Consider the following 20,742-nt stretch of genomic DNA (forward strand, 5'->3'; position numbering starts at 1 on the left):
ACCACCTGATCCCATCCCGAACTCAGAAGTGAAACGACTTAGCGCCGATGATAGTGTGGGAGTTCCCATGTGAAAGTAGGTCACTGCCAGGCTTTAATATAATAGAAAAGGCCAATCTCGAAAGAGGTTGGCCTTTTTTATGTCTCACTGTTTTATATTAACCTGCCTGTACTGGGCAAAACACCCTGTGACATATTTATCTGGAACAAAAGTTGAGATCGAAGGTGTCTGCAGAGCTGAGCTCATAACTGGGCTCAGTCTGAGTAAGTCACTTTATAACAGTACGAACCATTACAAGAACCTAACTCAAAGCAGTTGGATATTCTGTCTTAAAACATTACGTGGCCGGTATTTGTTATTTTTAAATGTAGTTAGTTAATATCTATTAATATGTCCAACATTATATTTGTAGATATTTGTATATAAAACTAGACGTCGATGTTTATTACTGTTATTCTTGGTTCCAGTTTTTAAAACCCCCTCCAAAATTAAGACAATTCAACCCATCAATCGATGTGTTTCAAGGCATTTCTATATCAAAATCCCATTCTTAGGTAATACATGAATCTGACAGAACTGAAAAAGCAGTCAGCTGCTGAATTAATGGAACTCGCTCTCTCCATGAATCTCGAGGGCTTAGCAAGAAATCGAAAGCAAGAACTCATATTTGCGATAGTTAAAGCTCATTCTAAACAGGGTGAAGATGTTATCACTACGGGTGTATTAGAACTGTTACCTGATGGTTTTGGTTTTTTAAGATCACCAGAAGATTCTTATGTTGCTGGTCCCGATGATGTCTATGTATCACCCAGCCAGATTCGACGTTTTCACTTAAGAACCGGCGATACGATTAAGGGTAAGATTCGACCACCGAAAGACAGTGAGCGTTATTTCGCTCTCGTCAAAGTCGAAGAAATCAATTACGAAAAACCTGATAAGTCCCGCAATAAAGTCCCTTTTGAAAATTTAACACCATTATTCCCGAATGAGCGTTTCACATTAGAGCGCGGTAACGGCAGTACTGAAGATCTCACAGCACGTGTGATTGATCTGGCATCACCGCTGGGTAAAGGACAGCGTGGTCTTATCGTCGCTCCACCAAAATCGGGTAAGACTATGATTATGCAATCTATTGCACAATCTATCGCCTCAAATTATCCCGATAGTGACTTAATTGTTTTATTGATTGATGAACGACCAGAAGAAGTGACTGAAATGCAGCGCTCTGTTCGTGGTGAAGTGGTTTCAAGTACTTTCGATGAACCTGCAACACGTCATGTGCAAGTTGCTGAAATGGTTATTGAAAAAGCCAAACGTCTGGTTGAACATAAACATGATGTCGTCATCCTGCTTGATTCAATTACACGTCTAGCAAGAGCCTACAATACTGTGGCGCCATCGTCAGGTAAAGTACTGACGGGTGGTGTTGATGCCAATGCGCTGCAAAGACCTAAACGCTTTTTCGGTGCCGCTAGAAATATTGAAGAGGGTGGCAGTCTGACAATTATTGCCACTGCTCTGATAGAAACTGGTTCACGTATGGATGAAGTCATTTTCGAAGAGTTTAAAGGTACAGGTAATATGGAAGTATTACTTGAGCGTAAATTGGCTGATCGTCGTATGTACCCAGCTATTAATGTTACCCGTTCAGGTACGCGTCGCGAAGAGTTACTGACAACCGAAGAAGATCTACAAAAGCTTTGGATTCTGAGAAAGATCATCGCTCAAATGGAACCGGTAGAAGCAATGGAATTCTTAATGGATAGACTTAAATCAACAAAAACAAATGTTGAATTTTTTGACTCTATGAAACAGGGGTAATTACGCTCTGTGCTTCCACCTGCCATATTCATTATGGGGCCTACTGCAGCGGGAAAAACTGACCTTGCTATAGAACTTGCTAGAAAATATCCAGTTGAGATTATCAGTGTAGACTCAGCTCTTGTCTATAAAGAGATGGATATTGGGACAGCAAAACCAAGTCCAGAGATATTAAAAAAATATCATCATTTTTTGGTTGATATTATAGAGCCATCCGAGACTTATTCTGCAGGCCAGTTCAGAGATGATGCACTTCGTCTTATGGCTGAAATTACTTCACGTGGTAAGGTGCCATTACTAGTTGGTGGCACAATGCTGTATTTCAGAGCGCTTCAGTATGGCATTGCCGATCTGCCACCAGCGGATAGTCTGATCAGAGAAAAACTAGACTCTGAAATGCGACAGCTAGGGCGTGAAGCTTTGCACGATAGATTGAAACAAATCGACCCTGTTTCTGCCGAGCGGATACATATTAACGATCCGCAACGATTACAACGAGCACTTGAAGTTTATGAGTTAACGGGTAAAACATTGACTGAGTTAACACATAACAAACATGATGGCTTGCCTTACGATGTAACAAAAGTCATCATTTCTCCATTTGATAGGTCAGTACTTCATAAACGAATAGCCGATCGTTATCAGAAGATGGTAGCTAACGGATTTATTGACGAAGTAAAGAAATTGTATCGACGCGACGACTGTCATATGAACTTACCGTCAATCCGTGCGGTCGGTTATCGTCAGGCGTGGTCTTATTTAGATGGAGATTACGATTACGATGAGTTTATATACCGCGCTATTGTAGCTACACGTCAGATGGCTAAACGACAACTGACATGGTTACGCGCTCAAAATGATGGCGTATGGTTTGATAGTAGTGATGGATTGCCTGTTAATGAAGTCAATCAATATCTTCTTGAGCAGGTTCCACAGTTGATGAATAATGCTTGACGATTCTGTTAAGGCTTTTAGAATGAGTCATTCAGGCAGTTTAAAATAATAACAATATATGGAGTGAATGATGGCAAAAGCACAGACTCTTCAAGATCCTTTCTTGAACGCTTTACGGAAAGAAAATATACCTGTTTCTATTTATTTAGTTAACGGCATTAAATTACAAGGTCAGATTGATTCGTTTGATCAGTTTGTCATCTTACTCAAGAACTCAGTCAATCAAATGGTATATAAACATGCTATATCAACGATTGTTCCCGCTCGTAATGTTAATATTAATCATGAAGAATAGGAGCATTTGATTGTTTGAACGGCCGGATATTCAAACAGCTTTTGATGATTCATCAGAAAAAGAAGCTGTTGTCTTGGTTCATCTGAATTTCAATAATCCTGACTATGAAGACTCTCAACAAGAGTTTATTGAACTAGTTGGGTCAACAGGTGCAAAGATTGCTGCAATAATTCAGGGTAAGCGTCATCGTCCTGATCCCAAGTTCTTTGCTGGCAGCGGTAAGGTTGATGAGATTGCGGAACATGTCATGGCATCTCATGCTGCCTTAGTCATTTTCAATCACGAACTATCACCAAGTCAGGAACGTAATCTTGAGCAACAATTAAAATGTCGGGTATTAGGCCGTACCGGGTTAATTCTTGATATCTTTGCTCGAAGAGCTCGCTCTCATGAAGGTAAGTTACAGGTTGAACTCGCTCAGCTTCAACACTTGTCAACAAGATTGGTACGAGGCTGGACTCACCTTGAAAGACAAAAAGGCGGGATTGGTTTGCGTGGACCTGGTGAAACTCAGTTAGAAACGGATCGTCGTTTATTGGGACAGCGAATAAAGTCACTAAAAAAACGATTAGGAAAAGTCCAATCTCAGCGTGAGCAAGGGCGGCGTTCACGGCAACGTGGAGGTGTACCTGTTGTCTCCCTTGTTGGTTACACAAACGTTGGAAAATCGACATTATTTAACAAAATAACATCTGCAAAAGTCTATGCTGATGACAGGTTATTTGCGACGCTTGATCCTACTCTGCGTCGTGTTAAATTACATGATACACAACTCCTTATCTTGGCTGATACGGTTGGATTTATCCGTGATCTGCCCCATGATCTTGTCGAGTCTTTCCGCTCAACTCTGGAAGAAACCCGTGATGCTGAGTTATTACTTCACGTAGTTGATTGTGGTGCAAATGATCGTGATGACCTTATTCACCACGTAAATGAAGTCTTAAAACAAATCGATGCGGATGAAGTGCGGCAGTTAATTGTCTATAACAAAATAGACAATGTTGAGGATATTTCACCGCGAATTGAAAGAGATGATGAGGGAAATATTGATCGCATCTGGTTATCTGCAAAAACCGGAGAAGGATTAGAACTGCTGCGAGAAGCATTAAAAGAATATTTCCCAGAAGAGTCATTTTCAGAATATGTTGAAGCTTAGATACGGTTTTGGTTGCTTATCATTACCATGTCCGTAAAATAGGCTTGTTTGAAGTAAATTCTCTGTTTTATCAATTTGGAGAGCTACATGGCTTGGAATGAACCCGGAAACGGTGATAAAGACCCGTGGGGTAATCGTGGCAATGATGGGCCACCTGATTTAGACGAAGTTATCCGAAATATGCAACGCAAATTAGGCGGCATTTTTGGTGGTAACGGAAACAATACCAATGGGAATAATTCTTCAGGCCGAGGTGGTTTTTTCGGTTTTGGATTAATTGCAGTCATCGCCGTATTAGTTTGGCTTGCATCTGGTATTTATATTGTAGATCCGGCTGAGCGCGGTGTTGTTCTGCGGTTTGGACAATATTCAACGACAACATTGCCTGGTCCTCACTGGCACTTGCCTAGTCCGATTGAGAAAGTTGAAGTGGTGAATGTTGAAGAAATTCGTACTGCCGAAATTGGTTATCGCAGTGGCGGAAACCGAGGTGGCGGTACTATCCATTCTGAGTCTTTAATGTTGACGAAAGATGAAAATATTATTGATTTAAAAATTGCGGTGCAATATCGCGTTCAGGATGCACCTAAATACCTGTTTAATGTCAGAAATCCAGATGTCATTCTTCGTCAGATGATGGAGAGTGCTGTTCGTGAAACAGTAGGTCGTTCTAACATGGACTTTGTTTTAACCGAAGGTCGGAGCGCGATTGCTAATAGCACTGAGCAGTTATTGCAAACGATGCTGGATGCCCATGAGATGGGATTATTAGTCACTAGTGTGAATATGCAGGATGTTCAGCCACCTGAACAAGTGCAAGCAGCTTTTGCTGATGTTGTTAAGGCGCGTGAAGATGAAGTACGTCAGAAAAATCAAGCGGAAGCCTACTCAAACGATGTCCTTCCAAAAGCGCGTGGTAGAGCATTTAGAATTGTGCAAGAAGCTGAAGCATACAAAAGTCAAATTATTGCTAAAGCCGAAGGTGATGCGAGTCGCTTCACACAAGTTATGACCGAATACAATAAAGCGCCGGATATTACTTCGGAAAGACTGTATCTCGATACAATGGAGTCGGTTTATTCGAAAAGCCAAAAAGTTATGGTTGACGTGAAAAACGGTGGCAGTAATGTACTGTATCTGCCTCTTGATAGAATGAGTCGACGTGGTAATAACCCAACGCAATTGGATTTGGATAGTTTTAACTATCCTTCCTCAACATCAACGACTACTTCATCTTCTAATAAAAGTTCATCAAGCGATGACGCTCGTAGCAGAGGAGGTCGCTAAATGAGTTCCCGTTTAACATTGATTTTAATTTTGCTTGCTGTTGTCGTCGTAACACTCTCATCGTCAATCTTTGTTGTTGATGAGCGGCAAAAAGTGCTGTTACTAAGGTTAGGCCAAATCGAGAAGGCTGATTTTAAGCCTGGTATTCACTTTAAAACGCCTTTTGTCACTGATGTCCGCAAATTCGATGGGCGTGAAATGGCACTTGATGCGCAACCCGCTAGATATCTGACGGGTGAGAAAAAGAATGTGATCGTTGATTCTTTTATCATTTGGCGGATAAATGACGTTGCAACATATTTTAGATCCATGGGGGGGGATGAAGACCGCGCGGCTTCTAGACTTTCTCAAATTATCAAAGATGGCTTAAGAGCCGAGTTTGGTCGCAAAACAATCCAAGAAGTCGTTTCTGGTGATCGTGTTGCCATGGTTCAAGATATTCTGAAAGATGCTAATCGCGTTGCTGAGGGATTTGGTATCTCGATTTCAAATGTCCGTATTAAACGTATCGACTTGCCTGCTGAGGTCAGTTCGTCTGTTTATACCCGTATGGAAGCTGAGCGTGAACGTGTTGCAAAAGAACTACGCTCTCAGGGTGCAGAGGAAGCTGAGAAGATTCGCTCTGATGCTGACCGTCAACGTGCTGTCATCATTGCTGAGGCTAAACGTCAGGCAGAAGAATTACGTGGTGAAGGCGATGCAAAAGCCACAGAAATTTATGCGAAAGCATATGGCAAAAATGAAGAGTTTTATTCTTTATACCGTCGATTATCAGCCTATAAAAACATTTTTAATGCTGATGATATGCTGGTCATCGAACCCAAGGGTGATTTTTTCAAGCGATTCAACGACGCTGAATTACCTGTGAAGTGAACGAAGAACTCATTCATAGTTTATTGATTGCAACGGCATTAGTCTTCATCATTGAGGGCATAATGCCGTTTCTTAATCCAACTATGTTTAAACGCACACTGTTACAAACTGTAAGCATGAGCGATAGACAAGTGCGTCTTATTGGCTTGTTAAGTATGTTTGCAGGTTTGATTTTTTTGTACTGGATAAATTAACTCATAATGACTATCAAAGAGAGTTGGCTGTTACCCGAAGGTATCGATGAGCTGATGCCTCAAGAAGCGGCACAACTTGAGAAAATGCACCGAACCCTGGTTGACTTCATGCGAAGTTGGGGATACCAGTTAGTTGTACCACCACTAGTAGAGTATTTGGATTCTTTACTTACTGGTACAGCTAAAACACTCGACATACAAACCTTCAAGCTGACAGACCAGATGTCTGGAAGAATGTTGGGTATTCGTGCTGATATGACCCCTCAAGTTGCCAGAATTGCTGCACATAAGCTGCGTAATGAAGCTGATATTCTCAGGCTATGTTACATCGGAAGTGTGCTACACACATTACCAACAGGATTGGACGGTGCCAGGAATCCTATCCAACTTGGTGCTGAAATATACGGACATGCCGGACCTGAAAGCGATATTGAAAGTATCGAACTGATGGTGACCTTATTAAATGTTTCCGGCGCTGTTTCAAAAATGGCACTGGATATCGGACACGTCGGTGTTTATAGAGGTTTAGCGGAGTTTGCTCAGTTAACTGAGAGTCAGGAACAGGAATTGTTTTCTGCATTACAGCGAAAAGCGTCGGCAGAAATAGACTCATTGCTGCAGGCTTATGACATTAATGCTGATGCAAAACAGATGTTACAAGAATTATCTGAGCTCAATGGTGATCAATCTGTACTAGATCGTGCTAAACAAGTATTAAAGAAAGCACCACAATCAGTTCAGGATGCGTTAACTACGCTTGAGCAAATAGCAAATGCCCTGACGCAAAGACTTCCAGAGATTGCTATTAATTTTGATTTAGCTGAGTTACGCGGCTATCACTATCACACAGGTGTTGTTTTTGCCGCCTACAAGCCTAATTCATCACACGCGATAGCTGCCGGTGGCCGCTATGATGATATCGGCGAAGATTTTGGTTTGGCGCAACCAGCGACGGGTTTCAGTCTTGATCTGAAAAAGTTGGTGACCGAGCTTCCAACGCAAAAACTTCATCAAGAAACAATTGGTGTCCAATGGCTTGAAGATGCCAGTCTTCATGCTGCTGTTAAAACATTACGTGAATCAGGTAAGGTGGTTATCTATCAATTCCCTGGTTCTGAAACTCCAACTACACACACATTGGTAAAACTAGATGGTCACTGGCAAGTGACTGAAACAGGAACACATACTCGTGGCTAAAAATATTGTTGTAATTGGCTCCCAGTGGGGCGATGAAGGTAAAGGTAAATTAGTTGATTTACTGACGGATAATGTTTCCGCTGTTGTTCGTTTTCAAGGTGGCCATAACGCAGGTCATACCTTGGTAATAGATGGCAAAAAAACGGTTTTACACCTTATTCCGTCAGGCATTCTTCGTGAGAACGTTCAATGTTTGATCGGTAATGGTGTCGTCGTTTGTCCAGAAGCTCTTTTAAAAGAAATGAACGAGCTTGAGTCAAATGGCATTCCTGTCCGTGAACGATTGAAAATCAGTGCCGCTTGTCCTCTCATTCTGCCTTATCACATTGCGCTTGATCAAGCACGTGAACTGCGTTTAGGTAAAGCGGCTATTGGTACGACTGGTCGAGGTATCGGACCAGCATACGAAGACAAAGTGGGTCGCCGAGGTCTGCGTGTTGGTGATTTAATGAATGAAAAAGCCTTTGCTGAGAAGTTAAAGGAAGTCATGGAGTTTCATAATTTCTCGCTGGTTAATTACTATCAGGTTGAGCCGGTAAGTTATGAAAAAGTATTACAAGAAACATTGGCAATGCGTGATGTACTAATCCCGCTTATTGCTGATATCCCAGCGATGCTTCAGGAATATCACAAAGCAGGTGACAATGTCATGTTTGAAGGTGCACAAGGTGCTCTGCTGGATATTGATCACGGCACATACCCTTATGTGACCTCTTCGAATACAACCGCCGGTGGCAGTGCCACAGGTTCTGGTGTTGGCCCTTGTCACATCGATTATGTCCTGGGTATTACAAAAGCCTATGCAACTCGTGTCGGTGGTGGCCCATTCCCATCTGAGCTTTTTGATGAAACAGGTAAATACCTGGCTGAAAAAGGGATGGAAAAAGGTGCGACAACCGGACGTGATCGCCGTTGTGGTTGGTTAGACATGGTTGCTCTAAATCGTGCTAGCTGGATCAACAGCATAACGGGATTATGTTTGACCAAATTAGACGTGCTTGATGGTATTGCAACGATTCGTCTATGTGTTGCATATCAGAAAGACGGACAGCCTGTTGATATCTTGCCTTTAAGCGCTGATGAATTTGAAGGTTGTGAACCGGTTTACATTGATATGCCGGGTTGGAAAGAGTCTACTTTAGGCATCACTCAATATGATGATTTGCCTGAAAATGCACGTGCGTATATTGAAAAAGTTGAGAGCCTTGCCGGCGTGCCGATTGATATTATTTCAACTGGACCTGACCGCCGAGAAACGATTATCAGACGAGATTTGTTCGAAGTTTAAGCCTAAAAAAAAGCCCTCAAACGAGGGCTTTTTTTATGATTCCTTGGGCGAAACAGCTGCCATCAGTGCTGAGTAATCGGTGTTGTCCAGTCCCATATCCAGAGCTTTTTGTAAGAGTAACTCAATACCTTTCAATGCACTGGTATCTAAACCTAGCTCATTGGCAACAGACAAGAAAAGACGCGTATCTTTTGCCAGGTGTTTGGTAGGAAAGTTAGGCTCAGAGAAATCACGCTCAATCATGCGACTTAATTTTTTGTCGAAGGTCGGTGCGTAGAGAGCACTATCACGAACAATTTTCATAAATTGTTCTGTCGCAATCCCTTCTTTTTCCACTAAGGCAAGACTTAAGGCAAAACTGGCTGTCAATCCGGCGATTAACTGATTCATGGCTAGTTTGACAGTGGCACCCTGGCCAATATCGCCAATATATTGTGGTTCATGGCCAATTAACTCCAGTAAGGGTAAAGCTGCTTTGTAATCCGTTTTTTTTCCCGCAGCCATTAAAATTAGTTTGCCACTGCCAGCTTCTGGCAGGCTTCCTAGTACCGGACATTCAAGATAACGGCCGCCAGTAGCTCGTACCCGCTGCGCAAGATTGCGTGATTCTTCCGGGGCTATTGTGCCCATTTGGATAAGCAGACAATTTTTAAAGGCTGCATCGTCAATATCATCCAGAACCGAGCTAATGGCTTTTGCATCACTTAAGAAAAGCAAACAAATATCACTCTGTTCTACTAATGCTTGCGCAGATGTGGCTACAGCAGCGCCTCTGGCTTTTAGCTCATCGCACTTTTCCAGACTGCGATTAAAGACCACCAGGGGTTGATTTTCTGCTAATAAGTGATGTGATAAGGCTTGCCCCATCAGGCCTGTTCCAATTAATCCTATTTTCATAAGCTGTGATTTAATCCTTATGCGAATAAAACTGTCACTATGCCATAGATGCCAGCGACGTTGTGAGATAGAATAATGTCCCATTTTACAGTAGATACAGGGGAATACTGTGTACAAGAAAAACATGACCATCGCTGGCTTTGACGATGAAGTGTTCAATGCAATCACTGCGGAAGATAAACGTCAAGAAGATCATATTGAACTGATCGCTTCTGAAAATTATACGAGCCCTCGTGTAATGGAAGCTCAGGGCTCATCTTTAACTAATAAATATGCTGAAGGTTATCCTGGCAAACGTTATTACGGTGGTTGTGAGCATGTTGACACAGTAGAAGCCATTGCTATTGAACGTGCTAAAGAGTTATTTGGTGCTGATTATGCCAATGTGCAACCGCATTCTGGTTCACAAGCTAACGCGGCAGTCTATCTTGCTCTGCTACAAACCGGTGATACGATCTTGGGTATGAGTCTGGCACATGGTGGTCACCTGACGCATGGCGCTAAAGTCAGTGCTTCAGGAAAAATCTATAATTCAGTTTCATATGGTTTAAATGCCGAAACTGGCGAAATTGATTATGACGAAGTAGAGCGTTTAGCCAAAGAACACCAGCCAAAAATGGTTGTGGCAGGTTTTTCTGCTTATTCTCGTGTAGTGGATTGGCAGCGTTTCCGTGATATAGCTGATTCTGTGGGCGCTTATTTGTTGGTTGATATGGCTCATGTCGCTGGTCTGGTGGCTGCAGGTTTATATCCTAACCCAGTGCAAATTGCCGATGTCACCACAACAACAACGCATAAAACATTACGTGGTCCACGTGGTGGTTTGATTCTGGCTAAAGCAAATCCTGAGATTGAGAAAAAACTGAACTCAGCTGTATTCCCAGGCTTCCAGGGTGGTCCTTTAATGCATGTGATCGCTGCAAAAGCCATTGCATTTAAAGAAGCGATGTTGCCAGAGTTTAAAACGTATCAGGAACAAGTGATTAAAAATGCACGTGTGATGGCTGACGTGTTTATGACTCGTGGTTATGATGTTGTTTCAAATGGTACTGATGATCACTTATTCTTAGTCAGTTTTATTGAAGCGGGTCTGACTGGTAAAGATGTTGATGCCTGGTTAGGTGCAGCTCATATTACTGTTAATAAAAATGCGGTTCCAAATGATCCACAATCACCTTTTGTGACATCAGGAATTCGTGTTGGTACACCAGCTGTGACTACACGTGGTTTTAAAGAAGAAGAATGTCGCGATCTGGCAAACTGGATGTGTGATGTAATTGATGCGGCAGGCAGTGAGCAAGTCATTAACGATGTTAAGAGCAAAGTTAAGGCTGTTTGTGACCGCTTGCCTGTTTACGCTTAAGCTTCGGAAACCCTATGCGCTGTCCATTTTGTGGTGCAGATGATTCTAAAGTTGTTGATTCCCGACTGTCGGCGGAGGGCGATGCCATCCGTCGACGTCGTATGTGTGTGGAGTGTAATGAGCGCTTCACCACATACGAAACAGCCGAATTAAGTCTGCCTCGTCTAATCAAACGTGATCGCTCTCGTGAGTTATTTGATGAAAATAAATTGCGAGCGGGCTTTATGCGAGCACTGGAAAAAAGACCTGTCAGTATTGATGCGGTTGATAGCGCAGTTAAAACCATTACTCGTCGACTTTGGGCGACAGGGGAACGGGAAGTCGACAGTCGTTTAGTCGGTGACTGGGTAATGGATGCACTTCGTGAGTTAGATGAAGTCGCCTATGTCCGTTTTGCTTCTGTGTATCGAAGTTTCCAGGATGTAAACGCCTTTCGTGAAGAAATTGAACGAATGGAAAATAAATCTGAAGCGGATGATAAAAAATAAACATGTTCATCAGCACTGATATCTTTCACCTAATGATACTCAGCGCACTAAGTCCCGTTATGATGAGCATTAACCATTATTTGTTTCAAATAGAGAGAATAAATCATGGCTTCTGCTGAATTTTATATGGCAAGAGCCATTGAGCTTGCCAAAAACGGACTTTATACCACTGACCCTAATCCTCGTGTTGGCTGTGTCATTGTCAAAGATAATCAGATTGTTGGTGAAGGCTGGCATCAACGCGCTGGCGAAGGTCATGCGGAAGTGAATGCACTGCACCAGGCTGGTGAAAAAGCCAAAGGTGCTGATTGTTACGTTACGCTTGAGCCATGCAGTCATTACGGTCGAACTCCTCCCTGTGCTGATGCCCTAGTTAATGCTGGTGTTAAACGTGTATTTATAGCGATGACCGATCCTAATCCGGTGGTATCGGGTTCAGGCATACATCGTTTAAGAGAGGCCGGCATCGAAGTGCATACCAAGCTGTTAAGTTCAGAGTCTGAGAAGCTCAATCCCGGTTTTTTGTATCGTATGCGCTATGGTCGTCCATACATTAGAAGTAAAGTCGCGATGAGTCTGGATGGTCGCACAGCGATGGCTTCTGGTGAAAGTAAATGGATAACTGGACCGAAAGCCAGACTCGATGTACAAAAACTACGTGCACGCAGTTCAGCCATCATGACCGGTATCGGTACAATCCTCGCGGATAATCCGCAATTGAATGTGCGTTTTTCACCATCAGATGACAACTGGTATCCTTCTGGACAGAAAGTCAGACAGCCACTCAAAATTGTGGTTGATAGTGAGGGACGACTGCCGGCTGATGCTCAAATTCTTAAAGAAGGTAAAGTGCTGGTAATTACCGCAAAAGATATTGCTGTAGCTGATATGGCTGAATGTCTGGTGCTGCCATCATCTGATAATAATATAGATTTGAATGCATTGATGGCCGTTTTGGCCCAGCGAGAAATAAATGAGTTAATGGTTGAGGCAGGTGGTGTTTTGAATGGTGCCTTATTGAAAGCGGGTTTAATTGATGAGTTAATTATCTATATGGCACCTAAAATTATGGGTGATATGGCTCGCGGCCTGTTTCATTTACCAGGTATGGTGTCGATGGCTCAGAATCTTTCTTTAGAAATTGATGATATTCGTGCAGTGGGAAAAGATTGGCGTATCACTGCAAAACCCATATATAGCGAGGAATCTTAATTCATGTTTACCGGTATCATAGCGGCTATTGGTCAGGTTACTTCTGTCACTCCAAGTGGTGGTGATATGAGACTAAAAGTGGCGACCCAGAAATTGGACCTGTCTGATGTTTCTCTCGGGGATAGTATTGCGATTAATGGTGTTTGTCTGACAGTGGTTGAGCTGGATGAAGCTCACGTCAGTTTTGATGTTTCCAAAGAAAGCCTTGAGCGTACAGCCCTTTCCCAAATTGCAGCAGGTTCGGCTGTCAATCTTGAAAAAGCGCTGGCTGTTGGCGACCGGCTTGGTGGACACATGGTCAGCGGCCATGTCGATGGTTTAGGTAAGGTGTTACAACTGACACCATCAGCACGATCAGTTCAGTTTCGTATTGAAGTGCCAGCTAATCTGGAACGTTATGTTGCTGAAAAGGGCTCTATTACCATCGATGGAGTGAGTCTGACCGTCAACCAAGTTGGACCAGGCTGGTTTGACATCAATATCATTCCTCATACGATGCAGGAAACGATCATTAAAGAATACAACGTTGGCACTATGGTCAATTTAGAAGTTGATTTGATTGCCCGCTATTTAGAACGTTTATTACCTGGCCAGTCGTCAGATTTTGTCAATGAAACACTGTAAAACACGGTTATACTCCTAATATGCAACTTAATAGCACAGAAGAAATTATCGAGGATCTGAGACAAGGAAAAATGGTTATCATCATGGATGATGAAGATCGTGAAAATGAGGGTGACCTCATTATGGCCGCAGAAAAAGTGACGCCAGAAGCGATTAATTTTATGGCACGGTTTGGGCGTGGTCTGATTTGTCTGACACTAACGGAAAATCGTTGTCGTGAATTACGTTTGCCTCTGATGGTAAGTGATAACCAGACGCCATACTCAACTAATTTTACGGTGTCAATTGAAGCCGCAGCAGGGGTGACCACCGGTATTTCAGCGGCCGATCGAGCGTTGACCGTGCAAGTCGCCGTTGATCCTGATTCACGCCCAGAAGATTTGGTTCAACCAGGCCATATTTTCCCATTAAAAGCGCAACCGGGTGGCGTGTTAACTCGTGCGGGTCATACGGAAGCAGGTTGCGATTTAGCTCAGCTTGCCGGATTGTCTCCAGCGGCGGTGATTGTCGAAATCTTGAATGATGATGGCAGTATGGCCAGACGTCCGGACTTAGAGACTTTTGCCCAAACACATAATTTGAAAATCGGGACGATTGCTGACCTGATAAGTTATCGACTCGAAAATGAAATGACCGTCGAAAAGTTATCTCAATGTCAGTTTCCTACAGAATACGGCGACTTCCAGCTTTTCAGCTTTCAGGACTCAGTCAACTCGCAAGTGCATCTGGCGTTAACGTATGGTGATATTCAACCTGATGAGGAAACTATCGTACGTGTACATATGGCCGATCCACTCAGTGATATTTTAGGTTCAGTCAGAGAACCCACACATTGGCCAGTTCCACAAGTATTGAAAAAAATACAACAAGCTGGAAAAGGCGTTTTGGTGGTGTTGCGCTTGCCAGCACAGAATAAACAATTAGCAGCCAAAATTGCACGTTATGAAAGGGAAGACCGTGATGAAAGTCCTTTGCCCGTCAAAAGTGGTTGGGACTTACGTACGTTTGGTGTCGGAGCACAAATTCTGTCTGCATTAGGCGTTAAAAAAATGCGAGTGATGGGCACGCCGACAAAATTAACGGGTGTCTCAGGCTTCGGTCTTGAGTTAGCTGGTTATCTGGAAGCCGATGAGACTGAATAAGCATGCCTGAATTATTTGTAGTGGCGGGCGAGGCCTCTGGCGATGCTCATGCAGGCAGAATGTTAAAGGCCTTAAAACAACAAAGGCCTGATATTATTGTTTCTGGCATTGGTGGCGAAACCATGCGCGATGCCGGTGTTGAGATTATCACTGACTTTGCTGAGCTGGCTGTTATGGGGCTGGTGGAAGTCATTAAACGTTATGCTCATATCAAAGCTATTTTTGATAAAACCGTCGAGCGTTTAGCCGCAAAGAAACCTGATGCATTAATTTTAGTGGATTACCCGGGTTTTAATCTAAAACTGGCTAAAAAGGCTCATGAACTGGGTATCCCGGTTATTTACTACATTAGCCCTAAAATATGGGCATGGCGTGCCGGCCGGATTAAAGCGATAAAACGTTATGTCGACTTGATGCTGGTTTTATTTCCCTTTGAACAGACACTCTATGAAAAAGCGAGTGTGCCGGTAAAATGCGTTGGTCATCCCTTAGTCGATGCCGTGCACTCAGACTTGACCTCTGCACAAGCAAAGTCTCACTTTTCACTCGATGAAAATGCGCCGGTATTGGGTTTGTTTCCCGGCAGTCGTCGTAGTGAAGTTGAGGCTTTATTACCGGTAATGTTGGCGACAGCTGAACATATTCAACAACGCGACAGTTCTATACAGGTTATTTTACCTTTGGCGCCAGGATTAGACAGGGCATTGATAGAGCCATTTTTGTCACAAACAGCGGTAAAAGTGAAAGTTATTTCCGGTGAGTTTTGTGATGTCGTTCGAAGTTGTGATGCGATTGTTGCTGCGTCAGGTACGGTGACGCTGGAAATTGCCTTGTTGGGTGTTCCACATTTAATTACTTATCGAGTTGCACCGTTGACTTATCACATACTTAAACGACTGGTGAAAATCCCCTATGTCGGCTTGTGTAATATTGTGACTGGAGAAAATGTGGTCACCGAATTATTACAAAAGCAGGTTTCCGTTTCAGAATTAGCCCCCCGATTGTTGTATTTCTTAACAGCCGCGGATGCTAAACAAAACGCTGAATCTGTTCAGCAACAAGTGCTTAATGCGTTAGGGCCTTCCGGCGGCGCTGAGAATGCAGCAAAAGCAGTTATCTCGTTTATTGATGCTAAATCGTCATGATAGAGACCATTTACGTTGCCGGAGTGGATGAGGTTGGGCGTGGTCCTCTGGCGGGTCCGGTGGTGACGGCTGCAGTCATTCTTGACCCACAAAACCCTATACCAGGCTTGGCAGACTCAAAAAAGCTCACTGAAAAACGAAGAGAATTTTTGGTGCCACTGATTCAAAAGCATGCTCTGGCATGGGCCATGGGCAGAGCTGAACCAGAAGAAATTGATGAACTAAATATCTTACAGGCGAGTTTATTGGCAATGAAAAGGGCTGTTGAAGCCCTATCAATTTCACCTGAACATGTGCTTGTTGATGGTATCCACGCACCCAAACTCAATTGCCCGGTAACAACGATTATCAAAGGTGATCAATCTGAGCCTGCCATTGCTGCCGCTTCAATCTTAGCTAAAGTCGCACGGGATCAGGAAATGGTGGCACTGGATAATGTGTATCCTGGTTATGGTTTTGCCAAACATAAAGGTTATCCAACCAAGCAGCATCAACAAGCCCTTCTCAGTTTGGGGGTAACCGATATTCATAGACGTTCTTTTGGTCCTGTGCAGGCTGCCTTATTATCATGATGTTCGATGATATAAATCATAGAAATGCTAATGAGCATGGTATTATTCAAAGCTTATGCTGTCGTTAAATAAAATCTTCAACAAATTGGTGAGAGGCAAAAGCGGTCAAGATCCACAACAAGGGCGCGAACCGTTAATTATCCCTCGTAGCGAACACACAATTTCGCGTAAACAGATTAGCCAACATGCGCTCAAGGTATTGTATACCTTGAAAGAGGCGGGTTATGAGGCTTACCTGGTGGGTGGTTGTGTTCGTGATTTATTACTTGGCTATGAGCCAAAAGACTTTGATGTCGCCACGAATGCTTCTCCTGAGCAAGTACATAAATTGTTTAAACGTAGCCAACTGATTGGCAGACGTTTCAAACTGGTGCATGTCAGGTTTGGACGCGAGGTCATTGAAGTTGCCACATTCAGAGCTCCCCCTGAAGCTAAACAGCATGTTGATACCCAAGGTCGCATCATGCAGGACAATGTTTACGGCACTTTAGAGCAGGATGCCTGGCGTCGCGACTTTACGATTAATGCCCTTTATTACAATATTAAAGACTTCTCTATTATTGATTATACCGGTGGCATGGCTGATCTTAATGCTGGCCTTATCCGTTTAATTGGTGACGTGGAAACACGTTATCGGGAAGATCCTGTACGCATGTTAAGGGCCTGCCGCTTTTTGGCTAAGCTGGGTCTAAAACTGGATAAACAGACGGAACAGGGCATCTTTGACTGGGCACATTTGATTAGAGATATCCCTCCGGCACGATTGTTTGATGAAACACTCAAACTATACCTGAGCGGCCAAGCGGCGATGACTCATGATTTACTTTGTCATTACCGCCTGTTTGAACATCTGTACCCTCAAACAGCTGCTTTATTACATGAAGAGCAAGACGGCTATCCAAGAACAATGCTGATGAAAGCATTAGAGAACACAGATATCCGTATTGCTGCTGATAAACCGGTTACACCAGCATTTTTATTCGCAGCGATTTTATGGGAACCGGTGAGACAACGAACCTTATTGCTGATGACAAACGGCATGCCAGAAATTCCAGCGATGCAGCGAGCGTCCTCAGAAATTATTGGTGAGCAGATCCAACGTGTTGCTATTCCAAAGCGTTATAGTCTGGTAACGCGTGATATATGGACTTTACAGCCCCGATTATTGAAGCGTCAGGGGAAAAGGGCATACAGAACCTTATTACATCCAAAGTTTCGCGCTGGATATGACTTTTTAGCATTACGTGCAGAGTCTGGTGAACCGTTGAACGAACCTGTCGATTGGTGGACAAAATTTCAGGCTGAAACAGCCACTCAGCAGCAGGTAATGGTTGATTCGCTGGGTAAAGAGAGCAGTGTAAAAAAGCCCCGCCGTCGACGTCGAAGACGACCAGCAGCAAAAAAAACGGAACAGAATTAATGCAGGTGTTTATCGGATTGGGAAGTAATTTAGACGACCCGCAAACGCAAATTTTGACAGCGATTGACGATATAAAAAAACTCGACAACACGCGTCTAATCAAACAATCATCGCTTTATCATAGCCCGCCAATGGGACCCCAGGATCAGCCTGATTATGTGAATGCTGTTGTCGAGGTGGACACAGGATTGCCGCCGCATGTATTGCTTGATAACCTGCAAAAACTTGAACAAAAGCACGGAAGAATAAAAAAGCGACATTGGGGTGAACGTACGCTGGATCTGGATATTTTGCTTTATTCTAATCTGATGATCGATGATGAACGATTAAAAGTCCCGCATCCTGGCTTAACAGAACGTGCTTTTGTGGTGTACCCATTAGCTGAAATTGCTGCTGATATCACTATCCCTGGTAAAGGTGATTTAGCAACCATAAAGCAAGATTGTCCTTTGGATGGATTGAGAAAAGTGGAAATGCATAAACAATGAATCACTCGCTAACACATCGTTATATTGTGGTTGAAGGCCCCATCGGCGTGGGTAAAACCCATTTAGTGAAACGTTTGGCCGAGAGTTTTTCTGGTTCGGTTTTACTTGAGCAGCCTGAACAAAATCCCTTTCTGGAAAAATTTTATCTGTATCCGAAACAGTCTGCTTTACCTACGCAGTTGAGCTTTCTGATGCAGCGAGTCAAATTGGGTAAGTCACTAAATCAGGATGATTTATTCAATGATTTGCATATCGCTGATTTTATGGTGGAAAAGGACAAATTATTTGCTCAAATTTCCCTGGATGACGATGAGTTAGCTTTATACAATATGGTCTATGATAATTTGACTTTGCATCATAGAACGCCTGATTTAGTCATCTATCTACAAGCCTCTTTACCTGTACTAAAATCGCGGATTGCTCAGCGTGGCATTAGTTATGAACAACATGTAGAAGAAGGCTATCTGAAACGTTTAGCCGATACTTATGCCGATTTTTTCCATTATTACGATGCGTCACCCCTTTTAATTGTCAACGCGGAGCAGATCGATTTGGTGAACGGTGATCAGGACTACCTGCAATTACTCGAACAAATCTGTAGCATTCAAAGTGGTCGTCATTATTACAATCCTTTGCCCGTCTCAGAGAAGAAATAATCATGAGCCGTATTAGCCTTAAACATCTGCGTCAAATGAAAGTGGCGCAGGAAAAAATCGCTGTTTTGACAGCATATGATGCCAGTTTCAGTTATGCGCTTGAGCAAGCCGGTGTCGATATTCTGCTGGTAGGTGATTCGCTGGGTATGGTGATCCAGGGCCAGGAAAGTACTGTTCCTGTCAGTGTTGACGATATTATTTATCACACAGCCAATGTTATCCGCGGCAGCGATAAATTATTCGTTATTGCTGATATGCCATTTATGAGTTATGCCAATCCAGACCAAGCTATCAAAAATGCTGCCCGACTGATGGCCGAAGGTGGCGCGCAGATGGTCAAACTTGAAGGCGGGGCGGTCATCATTGAGACAGTGAAACAACTCACTGCGCGGGGTATTCCTGTTTGTGGACACCTCGGTTTATTACCTCAATCAGTTCACCGCTTAGGTGGTTATATTGTGCAGGGTCGTGAGACAGCGGCGGCTGAAGAATTGATTGCCGATGCTATCAGTTTGCAAGAAGCTGGAGCAGATATGTTGGTGTTGGAATGTGTACCGGCGACCTTAGGTGCGGTAGTCAGCAAACAATTGGATATTCCAGTTATCGGTATTGGTGCAGGCAGTGACTGTGATGGTCAAGTGCTGGTGGTATATGACATGTTGGGCTTAACGCCTGGAAAACGTCCGCGCTTCAGTCATGACTTTTTAGCTGATACAGGCTCAATACAATCGGCCATTGCCTCCTACGTGAAATCAGTGAAATCTGGTGCGTTTCCAAATGCGGAGCAGCAATTCTAATGGCGATTGCAGAAAACCTGAGTGCATTAAAAACACGTATTAAAAGCTGGCGACAGCAAAATGAAGTGATTGCTTTTGTTCCGACGATGGGAAATCTGCATGAAGGGCATCTGTCGCTAGTACAAAAAGCACGTGAACTGGCAGACCGGGTTGTGGTGAGTATTTTTGTTAACCCGTTACAGTTCAATGATCAACAGGATTTGACGAATTACCCGCGCACATTGAATGACGATGTTCAATTGCTGAGCGAGCTGGATTGTGAGCTTATTTTTACGCCGACAGAAGAGATGATCTATCCGAATGGCATGGCGTCACTAACAAAAGTCATTGTGCCTGGGTTTGATGATAAATTATGTGGTAAAGGTCGTCCTGGACATTTTGATGGCGTGGCAACCGTTGTGACAAAATTATTCAATATGGTTCAGCCGGATATTGCGATTTTTGGCGAAAAAGATTATCAGCAATTAATGTTAATCAAAAAGCTGGTCGCTGATTTGAACTTAACGGTAGATGTGATTGGCGTACCTACAAAACGGCAGGATAGCGGGCTGGCAATGAGTTCCAGAAATACCTTATTAACTCAGAAACAGTTAGTGCAGGCGCCGTCTTTATATAAAACACTGCTCGCCACTAAACACGCGATTGAAGTGCAGGGCGAGACCGATTTTTCTTTGCTGTGCGGACAAGCAAAACAGCAATTACAAGAAGCAGGTTTAGAACCTGAATATGTGGATATTCGCCGCGCAGAAGATTTAGAACTGGCCAATGCTAACGACAAACAGCTTCGCATTCTTGCTGCTGCACGGCTCGGTAGTGTCAGGCTAATAGATAATATTGCTTGTGACCTTGCCTGATTTTTCTTAAAAAGCGATA

Annotated in this window: 22 protein-coding genes and 1 rRNA gene; 22 read left to right on the forward strand and 1 reads right to left on the reverse strand. The window is 43.3% G+C overall.

The annotated features are described in order from the left end of the window. The 10 genes from rrf to AC13DA_RS01630 form a co-directional block, all read left to right on the forward strand. Positions 1-92: ribosomal RNA gene (gene rrf, locus AC13DA_RS01585) — 5S ribosomal RNA — on the forward strand; the annotation flags it as partial. Positions 93-561: 469 nt separating this feature from the next. Further along, positions 562-1,821 carry a transcription termination factor Rho gene (gene rho, locus AC13DA_RS01590; protein WP_007144699.1) on the forward strand — a complete coding sequence of 420 codons (1,260 nt, stop codon included), beginning with the start codon at positions 562-564 and terminating at the stop codon, positions 1,819-1,821. Between the two features lie 9 nt (positions 1,822-1,830). Beyond that, positions 1,831-2,775, forward strand: coding sequence for a tRNA (adenosine(37)-N6)-dimethylallyltransferase MiaA (gene miaA / locus AC13DA_RS01595; protein WP_007144700.1), 945 nt, complete (start codon positions 1,831-1,833; stop codon positions 2,773-2,775). A 70-nt stretch (positions 2,776-2,845) separates the two neighbouring features. Continuing rightward, positions 2,846-3,070: an RNA chaperone Hfq gene (gene hfq / locus AC13DA_RS01600; RefSeq protein WP_007144701.1), complete on the forward strand. Its 225-nt coding sequence runs from the start codon at positions 2,846-2,848 to the stop codon at positions 3,068-3,070. A 10-nt stretch (positions 3,071-3,080) separates the two neighbouring features. Then, positions 3,081-4,226, forward strand: a complete 1,146-nt coding sequence (hflX, locus tag AC13DA_RS01605; protein ID WP_284450908.1) for a ribosome rescue GTPase HflX — start codon at positions 3,081-3,083, stop codon at positions 4,224-4,226. An 87-nt stretch (positions 4,227-4,313) separates the two neighbouring features. Continuing rightward, positions 4,314-5,513 (forward strand): FtsH protease activity modulator HflK, encoded by a 1,200-nt coding sequence (gene hflK, locus AC13DA_RS01610; RefSeq protein WP_284450907.1) that lies wholly within the window; start codon positions 4,314-4,316, stop codon positions 5,511-5,513. Next, positions 5,514-6,386 (forward strand): protease modulator HflC, encoded by an 873-nt coding sequence (gene hflC / locus AC13DA_RS01615; RefSeq protein ID WP_007144704.1) that lies wholly within the window; start codon positions 5,514-5,516, stop codon positions 6,384-6,386. Beyond that, positions 6,383-6,580: a DUF2065 domain-containing protein gene (locus AC13DA_RS01620; protein WP_007144705.1), complete on the forward strand. Its 198-nt coding sequence runs from the start codon at positions 6,383-6,385 to the stop codon at positions 6,578-6,580. Before hflC ends, AC13DA_RS01620 begins: the two co-directional genes overlap by 4 nt. 6 nt (positions 6,581-6,586) lie before the next feature. Next, positions 6,587-7,777, forward strand: a complete 1,191-nt coding sequence (locus tag AC13DA_RS01625; RefSeq protein ID WP_284450906.1) for an ATP phosphoribosyltransferase regulatory subunit — start codon at positions 6,587-6,589, stop codon at positions 7,775-7,777. Next, positions 7,770-9,065, forward strand: a complete 1,296-nt coding sequence (locus tag AC13DA_RS01630; RefSeq protein ID WP_284450905.1) for an adenylosuccinate synthase — start codon at positions 7,770-7,772, stop codon at positions 9,063-9,065. Before AC13DA_RS01625 ends, AC13DA_RS01630 begins: the two co-directional genes overlap by 8 nt. A 33-nt stretch (positions 9,066-9,098) precedes the next feature. Here AC13DA_RS01630 and AC13DA_RS01635 read toward each other — a convergent pair whose 3' ends face one another. Next, complete coding sequence (locus AC13DA_RS01635) at positions 9,099-9,962, reverse strand: NAD(P)-dependent oxidoreductase (protein ID WP_007144708.1); 864 nt, start codon at positions 9,960-9,962, stop codon at positions 9,099-9,101. A 109-nt stretch (positions 9,963-10,071) separates the two neighbouring features. Between AC13DA_RS01635 and glyA the strand changes: the two genes are divergently transcribed. From glyA to panC, 12 genes are all read left to right on the forward strand, one after another. After that, a complete protein-coding gene (gene glyA, locus AC13DA_RS01640; protein ID WP_040576175.1) occupies positions 10,072-11,325 on the forward strand; it encodes a serine hydroxymethyltransferase in 1,254 nt (417 codons plus the stop codon). 14 nt (positions 11,326-11,339) lie between these two features. Next, a complete protein-coding gene (nrdR, locus tag AC13DA_RS01645; RefSeq protein ID WP_007144710.1) occupies positions 11,340-11,813 on the forward strand; it encodes a transcriptional regulator NrdR in 474 nt (157 codons plus the stop codon). A gap of 105 nt (positions 11,814-11,918) precedes the next feature. After that, on the forward strand, positions 11,919-13,025 hold the full coding sequence (gene ribD / locus AC13DA_RS01650; RefSeq protein WP_284450904.1) for a bifunctional diaminohydroxyphosphoribosylaminopyrimidine deaminase/5-amino-6-(5-phosphoribosylamino)uracil reductase RibD: 1,107 nt from the start codon (positions 11,919-11,921) through the stop codon (positions 13,023-13,025). Positions 13,026-13,028: 3 nt separating this feature from the next. After that, entirely contained in the window at positions 13,029-13,649 is a 621-nt protein-coding gene (locus AC13DA_RS01655) for a riboflavin synthase (RefSeq protein WP_284450903.1), read from the forward strand. 20 nt (positions 13,650-13,669) lie between these two features. After that, positions 13,670-14,791 (forward strand): bifunctional 3,4-dihydroxy-2-butanone-4-phosphate synthase/GTP cyclohydrolase II, encoded by a 1,122-nt coding sequence (gene ribBA / locus AC13DA_RS01660; RefSeq protein ID WP_284450902.1) that lies wholly within the window; start codon positions 13,670-13,672, stop codon positions 14,789-14,791. Positions 14,792-14,793: 2 nt separating this feature from the next. After that, positions 14,794-15,936: a lipid-A-disaccharide synthase gene (gene lpxB, locus AC13DA_RS01665; protein WP_284450901.1), complete on the forward strand. Its 1,143-nt coding sequence runs from the start codon at positions 14,794-14,796 to the stop codon at positions 15,934-15,936. Then, complete coding sequence (rnhB, locus tag AC13DA_RS01670) at positions 15,933-16,508, forward strand: ribonuclease HII (RefSeq protein ID WP_284450900.1); 576 nt, start codon at positions 15,933-15,935, stop codon at positions 16,506-16,508. The genes lpxB and rnhB overlap by 4 nt, the downstream gene beginning before the upstream one ends. 55 nt (positions 16,509-16,563) lie before the next feature. After that, complete coding sequence (gene pcnB / locus AC13DA_RS01675) at positions 16,564-17,928, forward strand: polynucleotide adenylyltransferase PcnB (RefSeq protein WP_284450899.1); 1,365 nt, start codon at positions 16,564-16,566, stop codon at positions 17,926-17,928. Further along, positions 17,928-18,416 (forward strand): 2-amino-4-hydroxy-6-hydroxymethyldihydropteridine diphosphokinase, encoded by a 489-nt coding sequence (gene folK, locus AC13DA_RS01680; RefSeq protein ID WP_007144717.1) that lies wholly within the window; start codon positions 17,928-17,930, stop codon positions 18,414-18,416. The genes pcnB and folK overlap by 1 nt, the downstream gene beginning before the upstream one ends. Beyond that, a complete protein-coding gene (locus AC13DA_RS01685) occupies positions 18,413-19,072 on the forward strand; it encodes a deoxynucleoside kinase (protein WP_007144718.1) in 660 nt (219 codons plus the stop codon). Before folK ends, AC13DA_RS01685 begins: the two co-directional genes overlap by 4 nt. A gap of 2 nt (positions 19,073-19,074) precedes the next feature. After that, a complete protein-coding gene (panB, locus tag AC13DA_RS01690; RefSeq protein WP_007144719.1) occupies positions 19,075-19,869 on the forward strand; it encodes a 3-methyl-2-oxobutanoate hydroxymethyltransferase in 795 nt (264 codons plus the stop codon). After that, positions 19,869-20,723, forward strand: a complete 855-nt coding sequence (gene panC, locus AC13DA_RS01695; protein ID WP_284450898.1) for a pantoate--beta-alanine ligase — start codon at positions 19,869-19,871, stop codon at positions 20,721-20,723. Before panB ends, panC begins: the two co-directional genes overlap by 1 nt. Positions 20,724-20,742: the final 19 nt, after the last annotated feature.

Source organism: Methylophaga sp. F-2, assembly GCF_056859315.1.

Coding starts and splice junctions, on each gene's coding strand:
- rho (WP_007144699.1), top strand. CDS start 562: ATGAATCTGACAGAACTGAAAAAGCAGTCAGCTGCTGAATTAATGGAA.
- hfq (WP_007144701.1), top strand. CDS start 2,846: ATGGCAAAAGCACAGACTCTTCAAGATCCTTTCTTGAACGCTTTACGG.
- hflK (WP_284450907.1), top strand. CDS start 4,314: ATGGCTTGGAATGAACCCGGAAACGGTGATAAAGACCCGTGGGGTAAT.
- hflC (WP_007144704.1), top strand. CDS start 5,514: ATGAGTTCCCGTTTAACATTGATTTTAATTTTGCTTGCTGTTGTCGTC.
- AC13DA_RS01625 (WP_284450906.1), top strand. CDS start 6,587: ATGACTATCAAAGAGAGTTGGCTGTTACCCGAAGGTATCGATGAGCTG.
- AC13DA_RS01635 (WP_007144708.1), bottom strand. CDS start 9,962: ATGAAAATAGGATTAATTGGAACAGGCCTGATGGGGCAAGCCTTATCA.
- nrdR (WP_007144710.1), top strand. CDS start 11,340: ATGCGCTGTCCATTTTGTGGTGCAGATGATTCTAAAGTTGTTGATTCC.
- ribD (WP_284450904.1), top strand. CDS start 11,919: ATGGCTTCTGCTGAATTTTATATGGCAAGAGCCATTGAGCTTGCCAAA.
- AC13DA_RS01655 (WP_284450903.1), top strand. CDS start 13,029: ATGTTTACCGGTATCATAGCGGCTATTGGTCAGGTTACTTCTGTCACT.
- ribBA (WP_284450902.1), top strand. CDS start 13,670: ATGCAACTTAATAGCACAGAAGAAATTATCGAGGATCTGAGACAAGGA.
- lpxB (WP_284450901.1), top strand. CDS start 14,794: ATGCCTGAATTATTTGTAGTGGCGGGCGAGGCCTCTGGCGATGCTCAT.
- rnhB (WP_284450900.1), top strand. CDS start 15,933: ATGATAGAGACCATTTACGTTGCCGGAGTGGATGAGGTTGGGCGTGGT.
- pcnB (WP_284450899.1), top strand. CDS start 16,564: ATGCTGTCGTTAAATAAAATCTTCAACAAATTGGTGAGAGGCAAAAGC.
- folK (WP_007144717.1), top strand. CDS start 17,928: ATGCAGGTGTTTATCGGATTGGGAAGTAATTTAGACGACCCGCAAACG.
- AC13DA_RS01685 (WP_007144718.1), top strand. CDS start 18,413: ATGAATCACTCGCTAACACATCGTTATATTGTGGTTGAAGGCCCCATC.
- panB (WP_007144719.1), top strand. CDS start 19,075: ATGAGCCGTATTAGCCTTAAACATCTGCGTCAAATGAAAGTGGCGCAG.
- panC (WP_284450898.1), top strand. CDS start 19,869: ATGGCGATTGCAGAAAACCTGAGTGCATTAAAAACACGTATTAAAAGC.